This is a genomic window from Arcicella sp. GW821-FHT09D11 (assembly GCF_059416265.1).
Window position 1 is genome coordinate 124920 of sequence record NZ_JBWKOV010000011.1, and the last position, 17690, is coordinate 142609.

Genomic DNA, 17690 nt, shown 5'->3' on the forward strand with positions numbered 1-17690 from the left:
ATCTTTAAGAAATCGTTAATTAATCTTAGCATAGATGATAAATTAGAAGAAAGTGATTCATAATAAAACTGTAATTTTCCAGAATCTGGGATTAATAGATTACCAAACTGCATGGGATTATCAAGAGAAACTCCATGCTGAAATAGTGGGTGTAAAACTTAATAATAAGAACTTAGCACTTGATAGTCAGGTATTGACGCCTAATTATTTGCTTTTTTGTGAACATCCGCATGTTTATACCTTGGGCAAAAGTGGCAAGCCAGAACATCTGTTATTAGATGAAGCGGGTCTTGAAAACTATGAGGCTAAATATTATAAAATCAATAGGGGAGGAGATATTACTTATCATGGCAAAGGACAATTGGTAGGATACCCAATTTTTGATTTAGAAAACTTCTTTACAGATATTCATAAGTATATGCGTTTTTTAGAAGAGGGTGTGATTCGTACTTGTGCAGATTTTGGGATTGATGCTGGAAGAATTCAAGGGTTAACGGGTGTTTGGATTGATTATGTAGAACAGAAAAATCCAAGAAAAATCTGTGCGATGGGCGTGAAAGCTAGTCGCTGGGTGACAATGCACGGTTTTGCCTTGAATGTAAATACAGATTTGAATTATTTTAAACACATAGTTCCATGTGGGATTGAAGACAAAGCCGTAACTTCTATTGAACAAGAACTAGGAAAGCCTCAAGACTTTCAAGAAGTTTCGGATAGAATGGCAAAACATTTACAGGATATTTTTGAAATAGAAGCTTTAAGCGATAGACTATAAGCTTTCGGATGTCGGCTATCAAAAATAATAACCTTACTTAAAAGACTATTAATCATACAATGCTGAAAGCTGAAGACCGAAAGCTGATGGCACACAACTTTATAAGATTTAATGAAAAAAGATATAGAATTTCCTAATGTTGAAGGCGTAAAAGTAGCGATTGCTAGAAAGGTAAATGACCTAAATGAAGTTGAATGGGATGTATATTTGATTAACCGTTTGTCGGTAGACTTAGCGAATGTTTTTGTTAATTCTCGTGGATATGGTCATAACCCCGATGGCACAGAAATAAAGACCTCGCAACTACGCCACTTTTATAAGGATGTTCCAGCAAAAGGAATTATTAAAGTAGAAATAATTACGCCTGATGTTTTTCATTTGAATAATGAATATTGGGTAAGTTATTTTATTGGTAATCAATTGTTTGATAAGAAATTTGTTTTTGTGCCAGAGTCTATTCGTGAAGAAAATTTGATTCGGATTAAACAATTGGAGTTAGAGGGAATCTTGCATGAGTAATTTTTTTAGTTGAGACTTTAGACGCTAGACAGAAGATTCAAGACTTTAGGACTAGAGGACTTTAGGATTGAAGGATTAGATTTTAGATGCTAGACAAAAGACTCAAGACTTTAGTACTGAAGGATTTAAGATTAAAAACAAAAAATTTTTACAAAAAATTAAGGACTAAAAGAGCGATTTTTAGCGTATTAATCACCTACAAAGCTGATAGCTTAAAGCTCACAACTCAAAGCTAAAATTATGGATTTTCAAAAATTTGCTAAAAGTCTTTTATTTATTGACATAGAAACTGTTTCTGGTGAAAGTAACTTCAATCTGCTTTCTGAAAGGATGAAAACGCTATGGTTGCATAAAGCTAGTTATTTGACGAATCCCAATGAGTTGAATGATGAAGCGTTTTACTTTGACCGTGCTGGAATTTATGCTGAATTTGGCAAGATTATATCTATTGGCTTAGGCTTTTTTCATTGGAATGATGAACAGGAGATTTGCCTAAAAGTAAAATCTATTAGTAGCGATAATGAAGCGGAGGTTTTGAGTCAATTCAAGAGCTTGATTGAAAAAAAATATAAATCAAACCTAGCTTTTTGTGCGCATAACGGAAAAGAATTCGATTACCCATATTTGTGCAGAAGAATGTTGGTAAACAATATCGAGATTCCCAAAGCCCTACAACTCTCAGGAAAAAAACCTTGGGAAATACCGCATTTTGATACCTTGGAAATGTGGAAATTTGGAGATAAAAAGCACTATATTTCGTTAGATTTACTGGCTTGTATTTTTGATATTCCAAGTAGTAAAAGTGGACTCAGTGGCGACAAAGTAAATCATACTTATTACCAAGAAAAAGATTTACCAAAAATAGCTTCTTATTGTCGCGAAGACATTATTGTACTGGCACAGGTCTTTCTGAAATATCAAAACATGGATTTTGTGAAGGAAGAAAATATCGAAAGAATTTAGTTTTTACTTCCTTGTATCTTCATATTTTTTGGGAGCGTACAAAAAACCAAAGGCTTCTGCGCCTTCTCGTTCATGTACTTTATGGTGGATATAATGTGCTTTCATAATACGTTTCAAATAGGGATGTTTTGCCACAAATTTAATTTTTATCCGACGATGCACAATGATGTCATGAAAGATAAAATAGAAAACTCCATATAGTGTTACACCCATTCCTATCCAAAACAAGTACCATAATTCAGGTACAAAATTTCCCAAACCAATCGTAATAATTGAGACAGCTGAGAATACAATAGCGAACAAATCGTTTTTTTCTAATACCTCATTATGATGTACATGATGAGAACGATGCCAACGCCACATAAAACCATGCATGATATACTTATGAGTAAACCATGCTGTTCCTTCCATCAAGAGGAAAGTGCCGAATAATAAGACCAATCTGATAAGCATTATAATAAGGTTATAAGATTAAAGTTGACATAAAAATATTACTTTAATTATCCTTTTAACCAAATGAATCGAGGTTTTGTTTATTTTTTACCCGCAGATTAGCGCTGATTTTTTCGCAGATTTTCGCAGACAAATAATATCAGCGAAAATCTGCGGTATTAATCGGCCATATCTGCGGGGTAAAAACAAACCTCCAAAAATTATTCAAGTTCCATCGGAACTTCCATCAATAATAGTTCAACGCCGTTTTCGGTTTTGAAATTTACCGCTGTAATATTTTCTAAGCCTAATCCGTCGCGTAATTCTAACAATTCTCCACTTGCGTTTACACTGCCATTTACTACCATAATAAACAAACCATTGCCTTCACGCTTAATTTTGTACGTAAATTCTTGGCCAGCCTCAAATTTTCCCATACTAAAATACGCATCTTGATGGATACCCAAGGTATTCGGAAGGTTGGCTTCTATAGGGGTAACTAATAATTGAAAATCATTATGTTGTGCCGCCACATCGAACTTCATTTGACCATAACGAGGCGTAACGTTGCCTTTGTTCGGGAAAAGCCAAATCTGAAATAATTTTAAAGTTTCATCTTTCAAATGATTAAACTCTGAATGGTAAACGCCCGTACCAGCCGACATTACTTGCACTTCACCCTTCGTGATAATGCCATGATTACCTTGATTGTCTCGATGTTCAACCACGCCTTCCAATGGAATCGTAATGATTTCCATGTTATCGTGTGGATGCATCCCGAAACCTTTTCCACCAGCAATTTGGTCATCATTCAAGACCCTCAACACACCAAAATGTACTCTTTTAGGGTCGTGATACCCTGCAAATGAAAATGTTAAGCGAGTTTTCAACCAACCGTGGTCAGCCTGTCCACGAGTACCAGCTTTATATAATGTTTTTTTGACGGCTGTTCCTAAAGTCGTTTCCATTGTTTTAATTATTTAAAATTAGTTTTGAGCTGTGAGCTTTCAGCCATGAGAAAGCTATTTTAAAAAAGATTCCAATCTACAACTTTCTCAGATTTGTCAACTCTTTAAGAGTTGACAAATCTATCTCCTCTACCCCTTCAAACCTACAAAATCAGTACTCAAAACTCCCACTTCCAAACTCATATTACGCTTGTTTCACTAATTGTACATTAGCGATTAATTTTACTTCTTCACTTACTAACGCACTACCTGCTTCAGTGATTGCGTTCCAAGCTAAACCGAAATCTTTACGATTTATTTTTCCTTTTAATTCAAAACCAGCCTTTACATTTCCCCAAGGGTCAGTTGCTGTTCCGTTATATTCTACTGCTAAACTTACAGGCAAAGTAGTTCCTTTAATCGTTAAGTCACCCACTAACGCGAAATCATCACCATCTTTAGTAAATGAAGTTGATTTAAACGATAATGTTGGAAATTGTTCAGCATCAAAGAAATCAACACTTTTCAAGTGTCCGTCACGTTGTTCACTATTGGTGTTGATTGAAGCGGTATTGGCTTCAAATGAAATTGATGCACCATCAAAATCATCACCAGCTTCTACTGAACCACTGAATTCTTTGAAGTTACCTGTTACTGTAGTAATCACTAAATGTTTTACTTTAAACTGAATTTCTGAGTGCGAAGGGTCGATAGCCCAAGTTGAAGTTGCCATTGTTAAATATTGTTTTTTAATAATTGATGTTTATACATTTAATGTTATAACATTAAAATAAAAAATAGGTTCAAATCTTTTTCATTTTTCTGAAAAAATATTTTTATACCTTTCAATAGCCAGAAAAGAGTCATGTCGATATAAGATAGATAGACTAGTGATGAATAATAAAGAACCAACAATAAAATCGTGTCAGGAATTTGTTACAAGGGTTTCGCAAAGCTATTTGGAATACATTCCGTAATTTTGTTAGCGAACAGATATTCACCAGTAGAATGAACCAACAATTCTTTGTATTGAAATTTACCTTGAAGTGGCTTTTAGTAGCAATGGTTACTGGCTTGGCTATTGGTTCGGCTTCGGCTTTCTTTTTAGTATCGTTAGACTGGACGACCCATTATCGAGAAAACCATCCGTGGTTAATGTGGCTTTTACCTTTAGGTGGATTGGGTGTGGGGGCTATCTATCATTATTTTGGGCAAGATGTTGCCAAAGGGAATAATCAGTTGATTGAAGAAATTCAACATTCTGATAAAATCATTCCTTTCAAAATGATGCCTTTAATCTATATTACTACCATCATCACACATTTTGTGGGTGGGTCGGCTGGAAGGGAAGGCACAGCAGTACAAATGGGTGGGGCGATTGCAGATACGCTGACAAAACCACTCAAATTAAATGATGATGACCGCAAAATCCTGTTAATGATGGGAGTAAGTGCAGGTTTTGCCTCTGTTTTTGGAACGCCACTAGCAGGAACTATCTTTGCTTTGGAGGTTGCCTTTATTGGTAAAATACGATACGATGCCCTTTTGCCAAGTCTGTTTGCGGCACTATTGGCTGACTATACTTGTCAGGAATTATGGCATGTGGGGCATACACATTACCCTATTTTATCAGGACCACATTTGGCAATTTTACCCATCATGTGGTCGATGCTAGCAGGAATTTTATTTGGTTTAGTCGGAATGCTCTTTGCTAAAAGTACACATTTTTGGAGCAATTTATTCAAAGCCCCTATTTCATATCCTCCTTTAAGACCCGTAATTGGAGGAATATTATTGGCTTTGTGTTTCTGGCTGGTAGGTACTTCAAAATACAATGGGTTGGGCGTACCCATTATTGTAGCGTCATTTACTGAAAAGTTACCTTTTTATGATTTTTTAGCCAAAATATTCTTTACTTCGTTAACATTGGGGTCGGGCTTTAAGGGTGGAGAAGTAACACCTTTATTTTATATTGGTGCTACGATGGGCAATGCTTTGACTAGTTTTATACCACTTCCTATGGCTTTATTGGCAGGTATGGGCTTTGTCGGTGTGTTTGCAGGGGCTTCTAATACGCCTATTGCTTGCACTTTAATGGGGATTGAATTGTTCGGGGCACAGTCTGCCATTTATTTAGCGATTGCTTGTATAATGGCCTATGCCTTTTCTGGTCATTCAGGCATTTATACTGCTCAGAAAATAGGGGTAAACAAGTATAAAGTACCCAATGAAGAGTTTTTATAAACTTTTGAGCCCAAGACCCATGAAAAAGATTTTAGTATTTTACGTGATGTTTATTATGAATTCAATATCAGCAAACTATGCTCAAAATGTAGGAGAAATGCTTCATGGATACCATGAGGTGTTTAAGGAACAAAGTATTACCAAGCGTAGGTTCGGTTATCAGACTTTAGTTGCCAACATTGAACGACTAAAAGTTAATCCATTATTTGAGGTTTCTAAAGCCACCCTCTCTAGTGAAGGAAGGGATATCTATTTGATAAAATGTGGTACAGGAAAAATCAAAGTATTGCTTTGGTCGCAGATGCATGGGGATGAAGCTACGGCTACGATGGCTTTGATGGATATTTTTAATTTCTTGGGAAATAAGACAAATTCGGCTGTAGACGACCAGCAATTAAGTCAATTACGAACAGACTTACTGAAAGAATGCACTTTTTATTTCGTTCCGATGTTAAATCCTGACGGGGCAGAAGCTTGGAGCCGTTATACGGCATTGGGCATTGATATGAACCGTGATGCTTTGGCACTGCAAACGCCCGAAGGAGCTTTGTTAAAAAAACTAGTGTTTGATTTAAAACCTGATTTTGCTTTCAATCTTCATGACAAAGGCAGGCGATATTCCGCAGGCAAAACGGGAAATTTGGCTACCGTTTCGTTTTTGGCAACGGCCTATAACGAAGCCCAAGAAGTAAACGAAATCCGAAAGAAAGCAATGTTGGTTATTGTAGGAATGAATCATGCTTTACAGCCATTTATTCCTGATGCTGTGGGGAAATGGCCTTCTGATTTTGAGCCTCGTGCCTTCGGTGATAATATTCAGAAATGGGGCTCTACTTTGATTTTGATAGAATCTGGAGGATTTAAAAATGACCCTGAGAAACAGTATATTCGTCAACTGAATTTCGTTGCTATCCTTACAGGTTTGCAAATGATTGCAGATAAATCGTATGAAAAAGAAGATATTAGCGAATATGAAGCCATTCCTGTAAACGACAGAGTGATTTATGATTTAATCATCAGAAATGCTACTATCACAAAAGGAAATACTACTTATCAGGCAGATATTGCCATTAATAGAAACGAAAGACCCGTAAAAGGAAGAGACTATTTTACGCAAAGCTCAGTCATTGAAGAAATTGGCGATATGTCAGTATTTTTTGGAACAGACGAAATAGATGCTACAGGATTAACATTGAGTGCTTCCCAAGAAATAAGTTTAGGGCAAAAGGCTGAATTTGAATTAGTAAAAGACGGTAAAGTAATTTATAAAATAAATAACGGAGTAAAATTGTAACTCGATTTTTCAATCGAGAAAATTATGGAGAATCCAGTAATGATTTTAGGTGCAGGTGGTTTAGGAGCTGTCGCCCTTGATATTTTCAAAACGAATAATGTTGTGGTCTATGCTTTTTTAGATGACAACAAGGAATTGCACAATACCGAAATAGACGATGTAATCGTGATGGGTAGTACTGACGACGAAGATTATACCAAACTAATCGGGAAAAGATGCGAAGTATTTATTGCTATTGATGAGTTGAAAGTGCGTCAAAATTTAGTAGAAATGCTACATGACGATAAAAAGGTTCAGCCAGTAAATGCTATTCATGAGCAAACAGCTATTGCATTAACAGCAACTATCGGACATGGCAATTTGATTTCTGCAGGAACGATTATCAATGCCCGTGCTGAAATCGGAAGTCATAATTTATTACACAGTCGTGTAATTGTTGACTATGATGCTAAAATTGGTAATTTCGTTCAAATCGGAGCAGGAAGCATCATTGGAGCAGGAGTTTCTATAGATGATAATGTATTTATCGGCTCAGGTGTAACGATTGTAGGAGGCGTAAAAATTGGTAAAGGAGCAAGAATTGGTGCAGGCTCGGTAGTAGTAGAAAGCGTCAAAGCACGTGAAACGGTATTTGGCAATCCTGCTAAGAAAGTTTAGGGTTTATGAGCGTTCAAAGTTTATGAGTTTAAGGTGCATGAGTATACATTAATAAAAAAATCACTAGCGAGGGACTTTAGTCCCTCGCTAGTGATTTTTTATTCGCTTGTCGGTACTCAGTAACACTTAAATACATAGCTATAGACATTTTTAACTTTAGACTCATAAACTTTAAACTCCTAAACGCTATCAATTCTCTTCTTCATCCTCTGGTTTCTTCTTCGCTTTAGGAGCTTCATAAATGATTTTTCCTTTATTATCTCGCTCTTGTAATACTACTGCTTCAGAATTATCAAATTTATCTTTTGCGAATAAAGTCTCTTTTTTCAAACGCCCCATTGCCCCGAATTGATGGTATTCTCGCCAACGACCTACCTTTACACTATCATCAAATTTGCCTTCTTCTTTTAGCTGTCCGCCTTCATAAAAAGAGCGATAATCGCCCGTTACTTTATTGAATCGTACAGGAATTACTTCTTTGATTTTTGTTTCAGCTTTATCGTAATAGGTAACTTTTGAATCTGCTAGAAAACCTCTTTTATACTTTTCTTTCGATAGCAGGATATAGTCTTGGTTATAAGTTTCCCAACGTCCATCTTTTACACCCACATAAAACGAGCCTTCTTCAACCAACTCATCATTTACATACTTTTTATAAGGGCCATGACAAATCTCTCCGTAGTCTTTATCTTTTCTAGGTACGTTCGTTACCCTTCTAAGTTTAGGGTCATACCACCAAATCTCTTTCGCATAAATGCTTGGTTCGGCTTCGTCAGGGTTCCGCAATACATGAATTTCCTCTACAGTCAATCTTACACCAGACCCATATTCACCAATCCGTATTTCAAATTTTATGTCTTCGTATTCGTCTTTCGGCTTTTTCTTGGCTTTACTTTTCTTTTTAGATTTATGGATTTTCAAGCCTAAATCGGCCGTTAAATCATCAACATCATTGCCTAATTTTTTAAATTCTTCTTTATTATCTTCAATTGTTTTCTTCGCATTTTTAACATTATCTAATATGTCCGACTGTATTAATCCACCCAATAGTCCACCTTTTTTCTTGGCCGAACTATCAGTTTTTGGTTTTGCTTTTGTTTTGAATTCATCAGTTTGGGCAAATGTTATCCTGAAAGCAAACGAAAATATAACTATTAAAAAGAAAACGATAGACTTCATTTTTATGGATGAAAAAATAAGCATGGAATCAAAAGAATTGTAAAGCACAAGGGGCATTATTCAATACCCTCATGTCATCAACATGAAATGGTTATCCTTATAAACGAAAAGGTGAATATATTTATTTTTATAAGTAAAGATAAGCACAATTTTCTTTCAGTAGCACGAGTTTTCAACTCGTGAAAAATAATGACGAGTTGAAAACTCGTGCTACTGAAGGAATTAATAAAATGCGTCTTCAAAATGCGTTACCTCAAAAGTATTGTTTTTAAAAACGACTGCAACAATATCAAAACGAATCTGTTGATGCCAATTGTTTTTATACACATAAAAGTCGGCAGCCTTGGTTACCATCGCAACCTTATGCTTATTTACACCAATTTCGGGCATTCCAAATTTTGTATTAGTGAGGGATTTTACTTCGACAAATACTAAGAAGATTCCTTTTCGTATGATTAAATCAATCTCAGCTCGCCCGTAGCGATAATTTCGGTGGAGGATTTGATAGCCTTTTTCTAGCAGAAAATTGGCGGCAATGTCTTCGGCTTTTTTGCCTGTTTCAAGGTGCTGTGTCATAGTAGGGGTGTAGATTAAATGGCTATTGGTCTTCGGTCATCAGCTTTCAGCTATCAAAAAAAATGATAACCGAAAGCTGATGACCGAAAGCCGAATACTGATAGCTGACAGCTAATTAATATCCAAATACGTCTTCTAAAGTCAATTTCTTAACCTCTCCGTATTTTTTCAAAGTATCTAAGTTTACTTTTTTCTCAGAAGCCACCACACACATTGCGTATGGTTTTTTCGCTAGTAAAGTATCCTGAAATTTCTTTAAATCATCTAAGCTTAATTTATCCAAAGCCTTATAAATAGCCTGACGCTCATCTGTAGTTACGCCTTTATCAAGTCCACTTAGATAAGTATAAATAATATTATCTTGTGTGATTCTCTCAGTTTGATAATTCTTTTTCATACTCGCTATAGCTGTTTCCAAGTTCTTTTCAGACGATGGAAAATCGTTCAACAACTCATCCATACCAGCGATAGACTCATGAATTTTATCTGCTTGTGTACCAATGTAGGCAATCATACGATATTTTTCATCCTTGATATTTGGTGTCTGATAATACGCATACGTTGAGTAAGCCAAAGCTTTAGATTCACGAATAGTTTGGAAAACGATAGAAGACATCCCTCCACCGAAGTAGTTGTTATACAATTCTACGATAGGCGTTTCGGCTGCACTAAATCCAATTGTAGGACGAACCCAGTTGATTTCTGCCTGAACCATGTCATAATCTGTAAACAATACTACTGGCTTAGTTGGCGACTCCATTTTGAAATCTGCTACTAAAGGTAAATCTGCTTTGAAAGTACTATTAATTTGGTGAGCACCTTTTAATGCTACAGCCAACTCTTCCACTGTTTTTGGTCCATAATATACGATTGTATGTTTATATGAGAACAAATCGTGTAAGAAGCTAATTAAGTCATCTGCATTCAATGCTTTCAGTTCTGCATCTGTAAACTGTAAGGCATTTCTTGGGTTTTTAGCACCAAATGAAGCATAAGAAGCTAAGCCCTGCAAGATGGCTCCTTTGTTCAATTTAGCATCATTTCTTTGCTTCAATAATCTACCTTTTAATAATTCTAAAGCGGCATCATCTTTCTTGCATTTGGTCAACAAATCTTCAAAAAGACTTACTGTTTTAGCAAAGTTTTCATTCAAACCCGACATTCCCAACGTAATATGGTGGTCGGTATAAGAAGTATTGAAACTACTCGCCAAACGATAAAATGCCGTACTGATTTGCTCAGCATTCATTTTGTCTGTACCTACAAATTGTAAATACTGAAGAGCAATAGGCAATACTTTACTATTCCAAGAACCCATATCAAAACGGTAGCTTAAACGAAAAAGATCATTATCTGTATTTTTTACCGTTAGGGCTTCCAAGGTACCAATTTTCCCTTTTTTGATGTCTTTGTTGAAATCTAACCATTTTGGTTCGATGTTCGACATCGCTGTTGTGTTTACATCTTTCAAGAATTCAGATTGTGCCTCACGGTTTACTTCCACTGGCGTAATCGCAGGCTTATCAACTTTTGAAATATTAGGATCAGTACCCTTACGTTTGTAAACAACCACGTAACCATCACCACAGTATTTCTTAGCGAAATCCATTACTTCCTGTTTCGTTACTTTGCTCAAAGCATCGTTGATGGCAACATCTTTATCCCACTTGTTTGATTTATCAAACACGAAGCTTTCTAACAGTTTATAAGAACGAGAAGAATTGTTTTCTAAACCTTGAATAGCTGTCAATTTATAATTAGCAGCAATTGCTTTGATAATCGATTCGTCAAAATTACCCGACTTCAATTTGTCTAATTCGCCTAAAAGCAATGCTTTTACATCGTCAAGACTTTGGTCTTTTTTAGGAGAGCCTGTCATTTGCCAAACCGAATAATCTTTGTTCCATTCTGGGCTACAGCTTGCTCTTAATACTTTTTGGGCCTTTACTAAATTCAAATCTATCAAACCTGCTTTTGAGTTCGACATCAATTCATCTACGATAGTACCTACAATTTTTTCTTTGGTATTCAATGCACCCGACCAACGCCAAGCAATAGTAAGGGCATCTGGCGTAGGGCCGAACACTTCGCGTACTAAAGGAGCAGTAATAGGTGCTTCAGGAGCTGGCTTGTATTCAGCAATAGGTTTGCTAACCATATATTTGAAAGAAGCCTCAATTTTCTTGATTAAAATATCCGAATTGAAATCACCCACCATAATAATAGCCATGTTGTTTGGCACATAATATTTTTTGAAGTAATTGCGGATTTCAACCAATGATGGATTTTTTAAGTGTTCAATCGTACCGATAGTTGTTTGTTGTCCATAATTATGCGTTGGGAATAATGCAGCATTTCTAGCTTCATATACTTTCCAGCCGTCGTTGTCAAGGCTACGGTTTTTTTCTTCGTAAACAGCTTCTAATTCAGTGTGGAAAATACGTAAGATTGGGTTACGGAAACGCTCGCCTTGCAATTTCAAGAAACGGTCGATAGCATTAGCAGGAATGTCTTCCGTATAAACCGTTTGTTCATAAGACGTAAACGCATTCGTGCCTTGTCCACCCATTGAAGCCATCATTTTATCGTATTCGTTAGCGATAGCAAACTTCGCAGCCTCGCCAGATACGCGGTCAATTTCTTTGTAAATCGCTTTACGTTGTGTTGAATCAGTAGTTTTGTTATACTTTTCGTACAGTGCATCCACTTGGTCTAACAATGGTTTTTCTTTTGACCAGTCTAATGAACCAAACTTATCAGTACCCTTGAACAACATGTGTTCCAGATAGTGAGCAAGTCCAGTATTCGTTCTAGGGTCAGTGTTTGAACCCGCACGCGTTGGAATTAATGCCGCAATACGTGGTTCTTTGTGGTTTTCGCTAAGGATTACAGTCAGTCCGTTAGGCAATGTGTAAAAACGGGCTTTCATTGGGTCGTTACTTACGTATTTGTAAGTATAGCCACCTGATGAAGCAGTTTTCCAGTCAAAAGTTTTTTGAGCAAATGCGAAAGAGTTTAGAAGTAGCGATAACACGACTCCCAGCAGAGATAACCTAAGGTTTTTCATGCGAAGTAGGTTGGATTTTGTAAAAAGAAACAATTAATAGATTTATTGACAAAGTAACTATTGTTTTTTGATAAACGGTATTGTTAGTTGAAACTTTTACCCGTTACTGTAAAAGATGCTGGTTTCATAAGAAAAGTTGCATGAGGTAATCTTGCACGAGTTGGAAACTCGTGCTACAGCTTAAAAGCTCTTTACTGAAAGCTGATAAAATCTCAACATAAATCACTATCTTTTCCGTTATCTTGACAAGATAAAATAAACTATCTTTATCAGCGATGTCCAAGTAGAGAACTCTAACAAAAATAATCATGAAAAAGTATATATACCAAGGAATTATCATTTTAACAGGTAGCTTTCTGCTCATATCAGCCTGTTCAAAAAAAGCCATCGATGATAATCCGCCAGCAAGTGAAACATCAAGTTTTAGCTTAATACAAGATAGAATCATTACGCCTACTTGTGCCACTTCAGGTTGTCATGCCTCTACTTCAGATGGTACTTATGTTCAACACGGATTAGTCTTAGAAAAATCAGTAGCTTTTGCCAATTTAGTAGGAGTTGTACCCAAAAATGAACTTTCAAAGGCTGACGGGCACTTGAGAGTAAAAGCCTACAAATCGTTAGAAAGCTTATTTTATCATAAACTCAATTGGGATATATCGCATCATGGCGGTAAACAATATGGCTCGCCAATGCCTTTGGGCGGAACAGCCCTTACGGTCGGTCAAATAGAATTCGTTCGTCGCTGGATTGAAGCAGGGGCTCCTAAAACAGGGGATGTTGTCGATAAAACCTTATTGGATGATAAAACGCCGAGTGTTTCTAGCACCGATGATTTTAAGACAATGCAAACGCCTCAGCAAGAAGGCGTTGTGGGGTATCAGATGCAAGTAGAAAAATTTACGATTCAGCCCAATTTTGAAAGAGAGATTTTTGTACGCAAAGCGGTTGGTAATACTACGGATATATACGTAAACCGTTTAAAATTCCAATCTCGTACCAATAGCCACCACATGGTATTATACGATTTTAGAGATAAAACAGCGAGTAATTTACCTGTTATCAATACTATTCGAGATTTAAGGAATCCAGATAATACCTTGAATTTAGTGACAGCCTTACAAATGTCTAACCATGTGTTTTTAGGCGGAGGAACAAACGCTAGTCAGGAGTATACTTTTCCCGAAGGTACGGCTTTACTACTACCAGCAGGCATGACGGTTGATTTAAATCCACATTATTTCAACAAAACGACTGATTTTCACTTTGGAGAAAATAATGTAAATCTTTATACTGTGGATAAATCAAAAGTGAAAAATGTCGTAAAAACGATTGACTTTAATAATACTAGCTTTAGTTTGCCTGCCAAAACTGTTACTACGGTTACGAAAGATTTTAAGTTTAGTGCAGACGTAAAAGTGGTAGCATTGACATCGCATAATCATAAATATGGACAAAAGTTTGTCATAAAAATATTGGGAGGTACAAGGAATGGTGAAATAGTGTATGAGAGTACCGACTGGGAACATCCAGCGATGATTAATTATACAACACCAATAACCTTGAAAAAAGGAGAGGGGCTCACGTCGGTGGTTACTTATAATAATACATCTAGCCAAACGATTTCATTTGGATTAACCTCTGAAGATGAAATGAATATTATTTTTGGTTATTATTATGAAGAATAGAGAAAATATAGCTTAAGAATGGAACTAAATTTATAAAAGACTTCTCAGAAATGAGCGGTCTTTTTTTGAATAATGTAATTAATCCAGAAGAGGTATTATATTTGCTTGCAATACAGACAATAATTTGCCATTTTTTGAATAAATTTTACTTAACCAATAAAAAATTGTAACTATCGGTGTTACAATGGCTTCCTTTTTATGGAACATAAAAGTATGGACAAAGCCACCGCAGCGGGTCTGCTGGTAGCGATGGGAATTATTTATGGTGATATTGGTACTTCACCACTCTACGTAATGCAGTCAATTATTGGGAATGTGCCAATAGATGAAAGAACAGTCCTAGGAGGGCTTTCGTGTATTTTTTGGACATTAACACTGCAAACTACCTTCAAGTATGTAATCCTGATTCTTCGAGCAGATAACCGTGGTGAAGGCGGTATCTTAGCCCTTTTCGCCCTAGTGAGGCGTCATGCTAAGTGGTTGACTTTCCCAGCAGTTATCGGTGCATCTACGCTGTTGGCAGATGGTGTCATTACTCCACCTATCTCAGTAGCATCTGCTATTGAAGGATTGCTGAAAATATATCCTGACCTCCAAACGGTACCTATCGTATTGGCTATTATTACAGGATTATTCATGTTCCAAATTTTCGGTACAAAGGTAGTAGGTAGAGCTTTTGGACCTATAATGTTGGTTTGGTTCTCTATGTTGGGCTTCTTTGGGATTCTGTGGATTGCTCAGGACTGGACAGTACTAAAGGCTTTGTCTCCTTATTATGCTTTTGATTTATTAACAAATTCACATGGTGGCGAAAGTGGTTTCTGGTTACTAGGAGCTGTTTTTTTATGTACAACAGGAGCAGAAGCCTTGTATTCAGATTTAGGACACTGTGGACGTGGAAATATCAGGGTTAGCTGGATTTTTGTTAAAATAGCACTTCTATTACAATACTTCGGACAAGGTGCGTGGCTGATTTCACATAACGGCGAACTTTTGAATGGGCGTAAACCTATCTTTGAATTAATGCCTGAATGGTTCTTGATTTGGGGAATTGGTATTGCTACAGCCGCAGCAGTCATTGCAAGTCAGGCTTTAATCTCAGGGTCATTTACGTTAGTATCAGAAGCCATCCGTTTGAACTTTTGGCCTAAAGTTCGTTTGCATTATCCCTCAGACCAAAAAGGACAATTATACGTGCCAAGCATGAATATTTTCTTATGGTTAGGTTGCGTTGGTGTTGTATTGTGGTTTAAGGAATCAGCTAATATGGAAGCTGCCTATGGTTTGGCCATTACCCTGACGATGTTGATGACTACCGCATTGATGGCGTATTACCTACATACACGCAAAATTGATATGTGGTGGATTGTAGGATTTATCATCGTTTATGTAGCCATAGAAGGGGCATTCTTGATAGCCAATCTTCGTAAGTTTGTACATGGTGGATATGTTTCGTTATTTATTGCCTCCGCCATTATTGCATTGATGGTGATTTGGTTTAGGGCGAATATCATTAAAATGCGATTGACAGAATACGTAAAACTGGCAGACTATATAGAACCTTTGAAGGAACTGAGCCAAGATATGAGTATTCCTAAATATGCTACCCACTTAGTATTTATGTCGAATGCGGCCAGAACGAGCGAAATAGAATCGAAAATTATTTATTCAATCTTCCAAAAACGCCCTAAAAGAGCAGATATTTATTGGTTTGTGCACGTAGACACCATGGATGACCCGTATACAATGGAATATAAAGTAAGCGTAATAGAGCCTGACGACGTAATCAAAGTAAACTTTAGATTAGGTTTCAGGGTAGAACAACGCATTAATCTTTACTTCCGAAAAGTGGTAGAGGATATGGTGAAAAAAGGAGAAGTAGATATTACCTCTCGTTATGAGTCATTGAATAAACAAAATGTCATTGGCGATTTCCGATTTGTAGTATTAGAGAAATTTCTATCGTTTGATAACAAATTATCATTGCTGGAAGGCTTAATCATGAAGGCTTATTTCTTTATTAAAGACTTTACACCTTCGGAAGATAAATGGTTTGGATTGGATACCAGTGCTGTAAAAGTAGAAAAAGTACCATTGATTATCCGTCCAGTTGAAAACGTAGTATTAAAAAGAATAGAGTAAGTTTTAATTATAAATCTAGATATTTTGAAAATTCTTATCACTGGCGGAGCAGGTTTTGTTGGTTCTTCTCTGGCCATTAATATTAAAACGAATTATCCTACTTACGAGGTAATCTGTTTGGATAATTTAAAACGCAAAGGCTCAGAACTTAATTTACCTCGTTTGGCTAAAGCAGGAGCTATTTTTGTTCACGGAGATATCCGTAATAAAGAGGATTTTGATGCATTGCCTGTGGTTGATTTTGTGATTGAATCTTCTGCGGAACCTTCTGTATTAGCAGGGTTGGAAGGAACGCCTGACTACTTAATTAATACAAATTTGGTAGGAACAATCAACTGTTTGAACTATACCAAAAAATGTGGTGCAGCGTTTATTTTCCTGTCTACGAGTAGAATTTATCCTATCAAAGCCATTGAAAAGCTGAACTTTGAAGAAGCAGAAACCCGCTTTGTGTTGTCAGATGAACAGTCAGTCGGTGGAGTTTCGTCAAAAGGAATAGCTGAAAACTTCCCATTGGATGGTGCAAGGTCATTATATGGTGCTACTAAACTAGCGTCTGAATTGATGATTCATGAATACAACGAATTTTACGGCATGAAAACCGTTATCAATCGTTGTGGCGTGCTGACGGGCCCTTGGCAAATGGGAAAAATAGACCAAGGCGTGATGGTGCTGTGGGTAGCTAAACATTATTGGCAACAACAATTGGCATACATTGGTTATGGAGGCTCAGGTCGCCAGACACGTGATATGCTACACGTAAAAGATTTATACAGACTGATTGATTTCCAACTTCATAACATTGATACAGTAAACGGTGAAATTCTGAATGCTGGAGGAGGCGTTGAAGTAAGTGCTTCTTTACAAGAACTTACTCAGATTTGTCAAGAGGTAACGGGCAAAACCATTCCAATTAGCAAAGTAGCAGAAAACCGTGCAGCAGATATTCGTTTGTATGTAACAGATAATACGAAAGTAACAGCTTTGACAGGCTGGAAACCTGAAATTTCGATAAAACAAATTGTGAGAGAAATTACTGAATGGATTACTGAAAACGAGGAGGCTTTGGCTTATGTATTGAAGTAATAATATTGATTTTAATAAGCATGAGTTATCTGGAGTTTTAAAATCAAACATGAGTCATCCCGAATTTTGGGTATGACTTGACAAATAAAAACCTCCTTGTTTATTTTGTGAATTACGACAA

15 protein-coding genes are annotated in these 17690 nt (G+C 36.5%); 9 read left to right on the plus strand and 6 right to left on the minus strand.

What is annotated here, in order from left to right:
- Positions 1-52: 52 nt before the first annotated feature.
- The 3 genes from lipB to AC07N0_RS21170 all read left to right on the plus strand — a co-directional run bounded on the left by lipB (position 53) and on the right by AC07N0_RS21170 (position 2257).
- Positions 53-775, plus strand: coding sequence for a lipoyl(octanoyl) transferase LipB (gene lipB, locus AC07N0_RS21160; RefSeq protein ID WP_494590882.1), 723 nt, complete (start codon positions 53-55; stop codon positions 773-775).
- Positions 776-886: 111 nt separating this feature from the next.
- On the plus strand, positions 887-1294 hold the full coding sequence (locus tag AC07N0_RS21165) for a hypothetical protein (RefSeq protein WP_494590883.1): 408 nt from the start codon (positions 887-889) through the stop codon (positions 1292-1294).
- Between the two features lie 240 nt (positions 1295-1534).
- Positions 1535-2257 carry a 3'-5' exonuclease gene (locus AC07N0_RS21170; RefSeq protein WP_494590884.1) on the plus strand — a complete coding sequence of 241 codons (723 nt, stop codon included), beginning with the start codon at positions 1535-1537 and terminating at the stop codon, positions 2255-2257.
- Between the two features lie 3 nt (positions 2258-2260).
- Here AC07N0_RS21170 and AC07N0_RS21175 read toward each other — a convergent pair whose 3' ends face one another.
- From AC07N0_RS21175 to AC07N0_RS21185, 3 genes are all read right to left on the minus strand, one after another.
- Positions 2261-2710: a sterol desaturase family protein gene (locus AC07N0_RS21175; protein ID WP_492801277.1), complete on the minus strand. Its 450-nt coding sequence runs from the start codon at positions 2708-2710 to the stop codon at positions 2261-2263.
- 200 nt (positions 2711-2910) lie between these two features.
- Positions 2911-3657: a pirin family protein gene (locus tag AC07N0_RS21180; protein ID WP_494590885.1), complete on the minus strand. Its 747-nt coding sequence runs from the start codon at positions 3655-3657 to the stop codon at positions 2911-2913.
- 184 nt (positions 3658-3841) lie between these two features.
- Positions 3842-4369, minus strand: coding sequence for a YceI family protein (locus tag AC07N0_RS21185; protein WP_494590886.1), 528 nt, complete (start codon positions 4367-4369; stop codon positions 3842-3844).
- A gap of 275 nt (positions 4370-4644) precedes the next feature.
- Here AC07N0_RS21185 and AC07N0_RS21190 point away from each other — a divergent pair, with 275 nt between their 5' ends.
- From AC07N0_RS21190 to AC07N0_RS21200, 3 genes are read left to right on the plus strand one after another with little or no spacing between them, the layout of a single operon-like run.
- Complete coding sequence (locus AC07N0_RS21190) at positions 4645-5880, plus strand: voltage-gated chloride channel family protein (RefSeq protein WP_494590887.1); 1236 nt, start codon at positions 4645-4647, stop codon at positions 5878-5880.
- A 55-nt stretch (positions 5881-5935) separates the two neighbouring features.
- A complete protein-coding gene (locus AC07N0_RS21195) occupies positions 5936-7174 on the plus strand; it encodes a M14 family zinc carboxypeptidase (RefSeq protein WP_494590888.1) in 1239 nt (412 codons plus the stop codon).
- A 24-nt stretch (positions 7175-7198) separates the two neighbouring features.
- Positions 7199-7831 carry a NeuD/PglB/VioB family sugar acetyltransferase gene (locus AC07N0_RS21200; protein ID WP_492801282.1) on the plus strand — a complete coding sequence of 211 codons (633 nt, stop codon included), beginning with the start codon at positions 7199-7201 and terminating at the stop codon, positions 7829-7831.
- Between the two features lie 189 nt (positions 7832-8020).
- Here the strand turns inward: AC07N0_RS21200 and AC07N0_RS21205 are convergent, their stop codons facing one another.
- The 3 genes from AC07N0_RS21205 to AC07N0_RS21215 form a co-directional block, all read right to left on the minus strand.
- Entirely contained in the window at positions 8021-9010 is a 990-nt protein-coding gene (locus AC07N0_RS21205) for a toxin-antitoxin system YwqK family antitoxin (RefSeq protein WP_494590889.1), read from the minus strand.
- 222 nt (positions 9011-9232) lie between these two features.
- Positions 9233-9586, minus strand: coding sequence for a YraN family protein (locus AC07N0_RS21210; RefSeq protein ID WP_494590890.1), 354 nt, complete (start codon positions 9584-9586; stop codon positions 9233-9235).
- A 115-nt stretch (positions 9587-9701) separates the two neighbouring features.
- Entirely contained in the window at positions 9702-12653 is a 2952-nt protein-coding gene (locus AC07N0_RS21215) for a M16 family metallopeptidase (RefSeq protein ID WP_494590891.1), read from the minus strand.
- A 308-nt stretch (positions 12654-12961) separates the two neighbouring features.
- Here AC07N0_RS21215 and AC07N0_RS21220 point away from each other — a divergent pair, with 308 nt between their 5' ends.
- The 3 genes from AC07N0_RS21220 to AC07N0_RS21230 all read left to right on the plus strand — a co-directional run bounded on the left by AC07N0_RS21220 (position 12962) and on the right by AC07N0_RS21230 (position 17569).
- Positions 12962-14341, plus strand: coding sequence for a monooxygenase (locus tag AC07N0_RS21220; RefSeq protein WP_494590892.1), 1380 nt, complete (start codon positions 12962-12964; stop codon positions 14339-14341).
- A 198-nt stretch (positions 14342-14539) separates the two neighbouring features.
- Positions 14540-16483, plus strand: a complete 1944-nt coding sequence (locus AC07N0_RS21225) for a KUP/HAK/KT family potassium transporter (protein WP_492801287.1) — start codon at positions 14540-14542, stop codon at positions 16481-16483.
- Between the two features lie 24 nt (positions 16484-16507).
- Positions 16508-17569 carry an NAD-dependent epimerase/dehydratase family protein gene (locus AC07N0_RS21230; RefSeq protein WP_494590893.1) on the plus strand — a complete coding sequence of 354 codons (1062 nt, stop codon included), beginning with the start codon at positions 16508-16510 and terminating at the stop codon, positions 17567-17569.
- Positions 17570-17690 lie beyond the last annotated feature (121 nt).

Bases quoted from the DNA above. Each gene is read 5' to 3' on its own strand.
- AC07N0_RS21165 (WP_494590883.1), top strand. From the start codon at position 887: ATGAAAAAAGATATAGAATTTCCTAATGTTGAAGGCGTAAAAGTAGCG.
- AC07N0_RS21170 (WP_494590884.1), top strand. From the start codon at position 1,535: ATGGATTTTCAAAAATTTGCTAAAAGTCTTTTATTTATTGACATAGAA.
- AC07N0_RS21175 (WP_492801277.1), bottom strand. From the start codon at position 2,710: ATGCTTATCAGATTGGTCTTATTATTCGGCACTTTCCTCTTGATGGAA.
- AC07N0_RS21180 (WP_494590885.1), bottom strand. From the start codon at position 3,657: ATGGAAACGACTTTAGGAACAGCCGTCAAAAAAACATTATATAAAGCT.
- AC07N0_RS21185 (WP_494590886.1), bottom strand. From the start codon at position 4,369: ATGGCAACTTCAACTTGGGCTATCGACCCTTCGCACTCAGAAATTCAG.
- AC07N0_RS21190 (WP_494590887.1), top strand. From the start codon at position 4,645: ATGAACCAACAATTCTTTGTATTGAAATTTACCTTGAAGTGGCTTTTA.
- AC07N0_RS21195 (WP_494590888.1), top strand. From the start codon at position 5,936: ATGAATTCAATATCAGCAAACTATGCTCAAAATGTAGGAGAAATGCTT.
- AC07N0_RS21200 (WP_492801282.1), top strand. From the start codon at position 7,199: ATGGAGAATCCAGTAATGATTTTAGGTGCAGGTGGTTTAGGAGCTGTC.
- AC07N0_RS21205 (WP_494590889.1), bottom strand. From the start codon at position 9,010: ATGAAGTCTATCGTTTTCTTTTTAATAGTTATATTTTCGTTTGCTTTC.
- AC07N0_RS21210 (WP_494590890.1), bottom strand. From the start codon at position 9,586: ATGACACAGCACCTTGAAACAGGCAAAAAAGCCGAAGACATTGCCGCC.
- AC07N0_RS21215 (WP_494590891.1), bottom strand. From the start codon at position 12,653: ATGAAAAACCTTAGGTTATCTCTGCTGGGAGTCGTGTTATCGCTACTT.
- AC07N0_RS21220 (WP_494590892.1), top strand. From the start codon at position 12,962: ATGAAAAAGTATATATACCAAGGAATTATCATTTTAACAGGTAGCTTT.
- AC07N0_RS21225 (WP_492801287.1), top strand. From the start codon at position 14,540: ATGGAACATAAAAGTATGGACAAAGCCACCGCAGCGGGTCTGCTGGTA.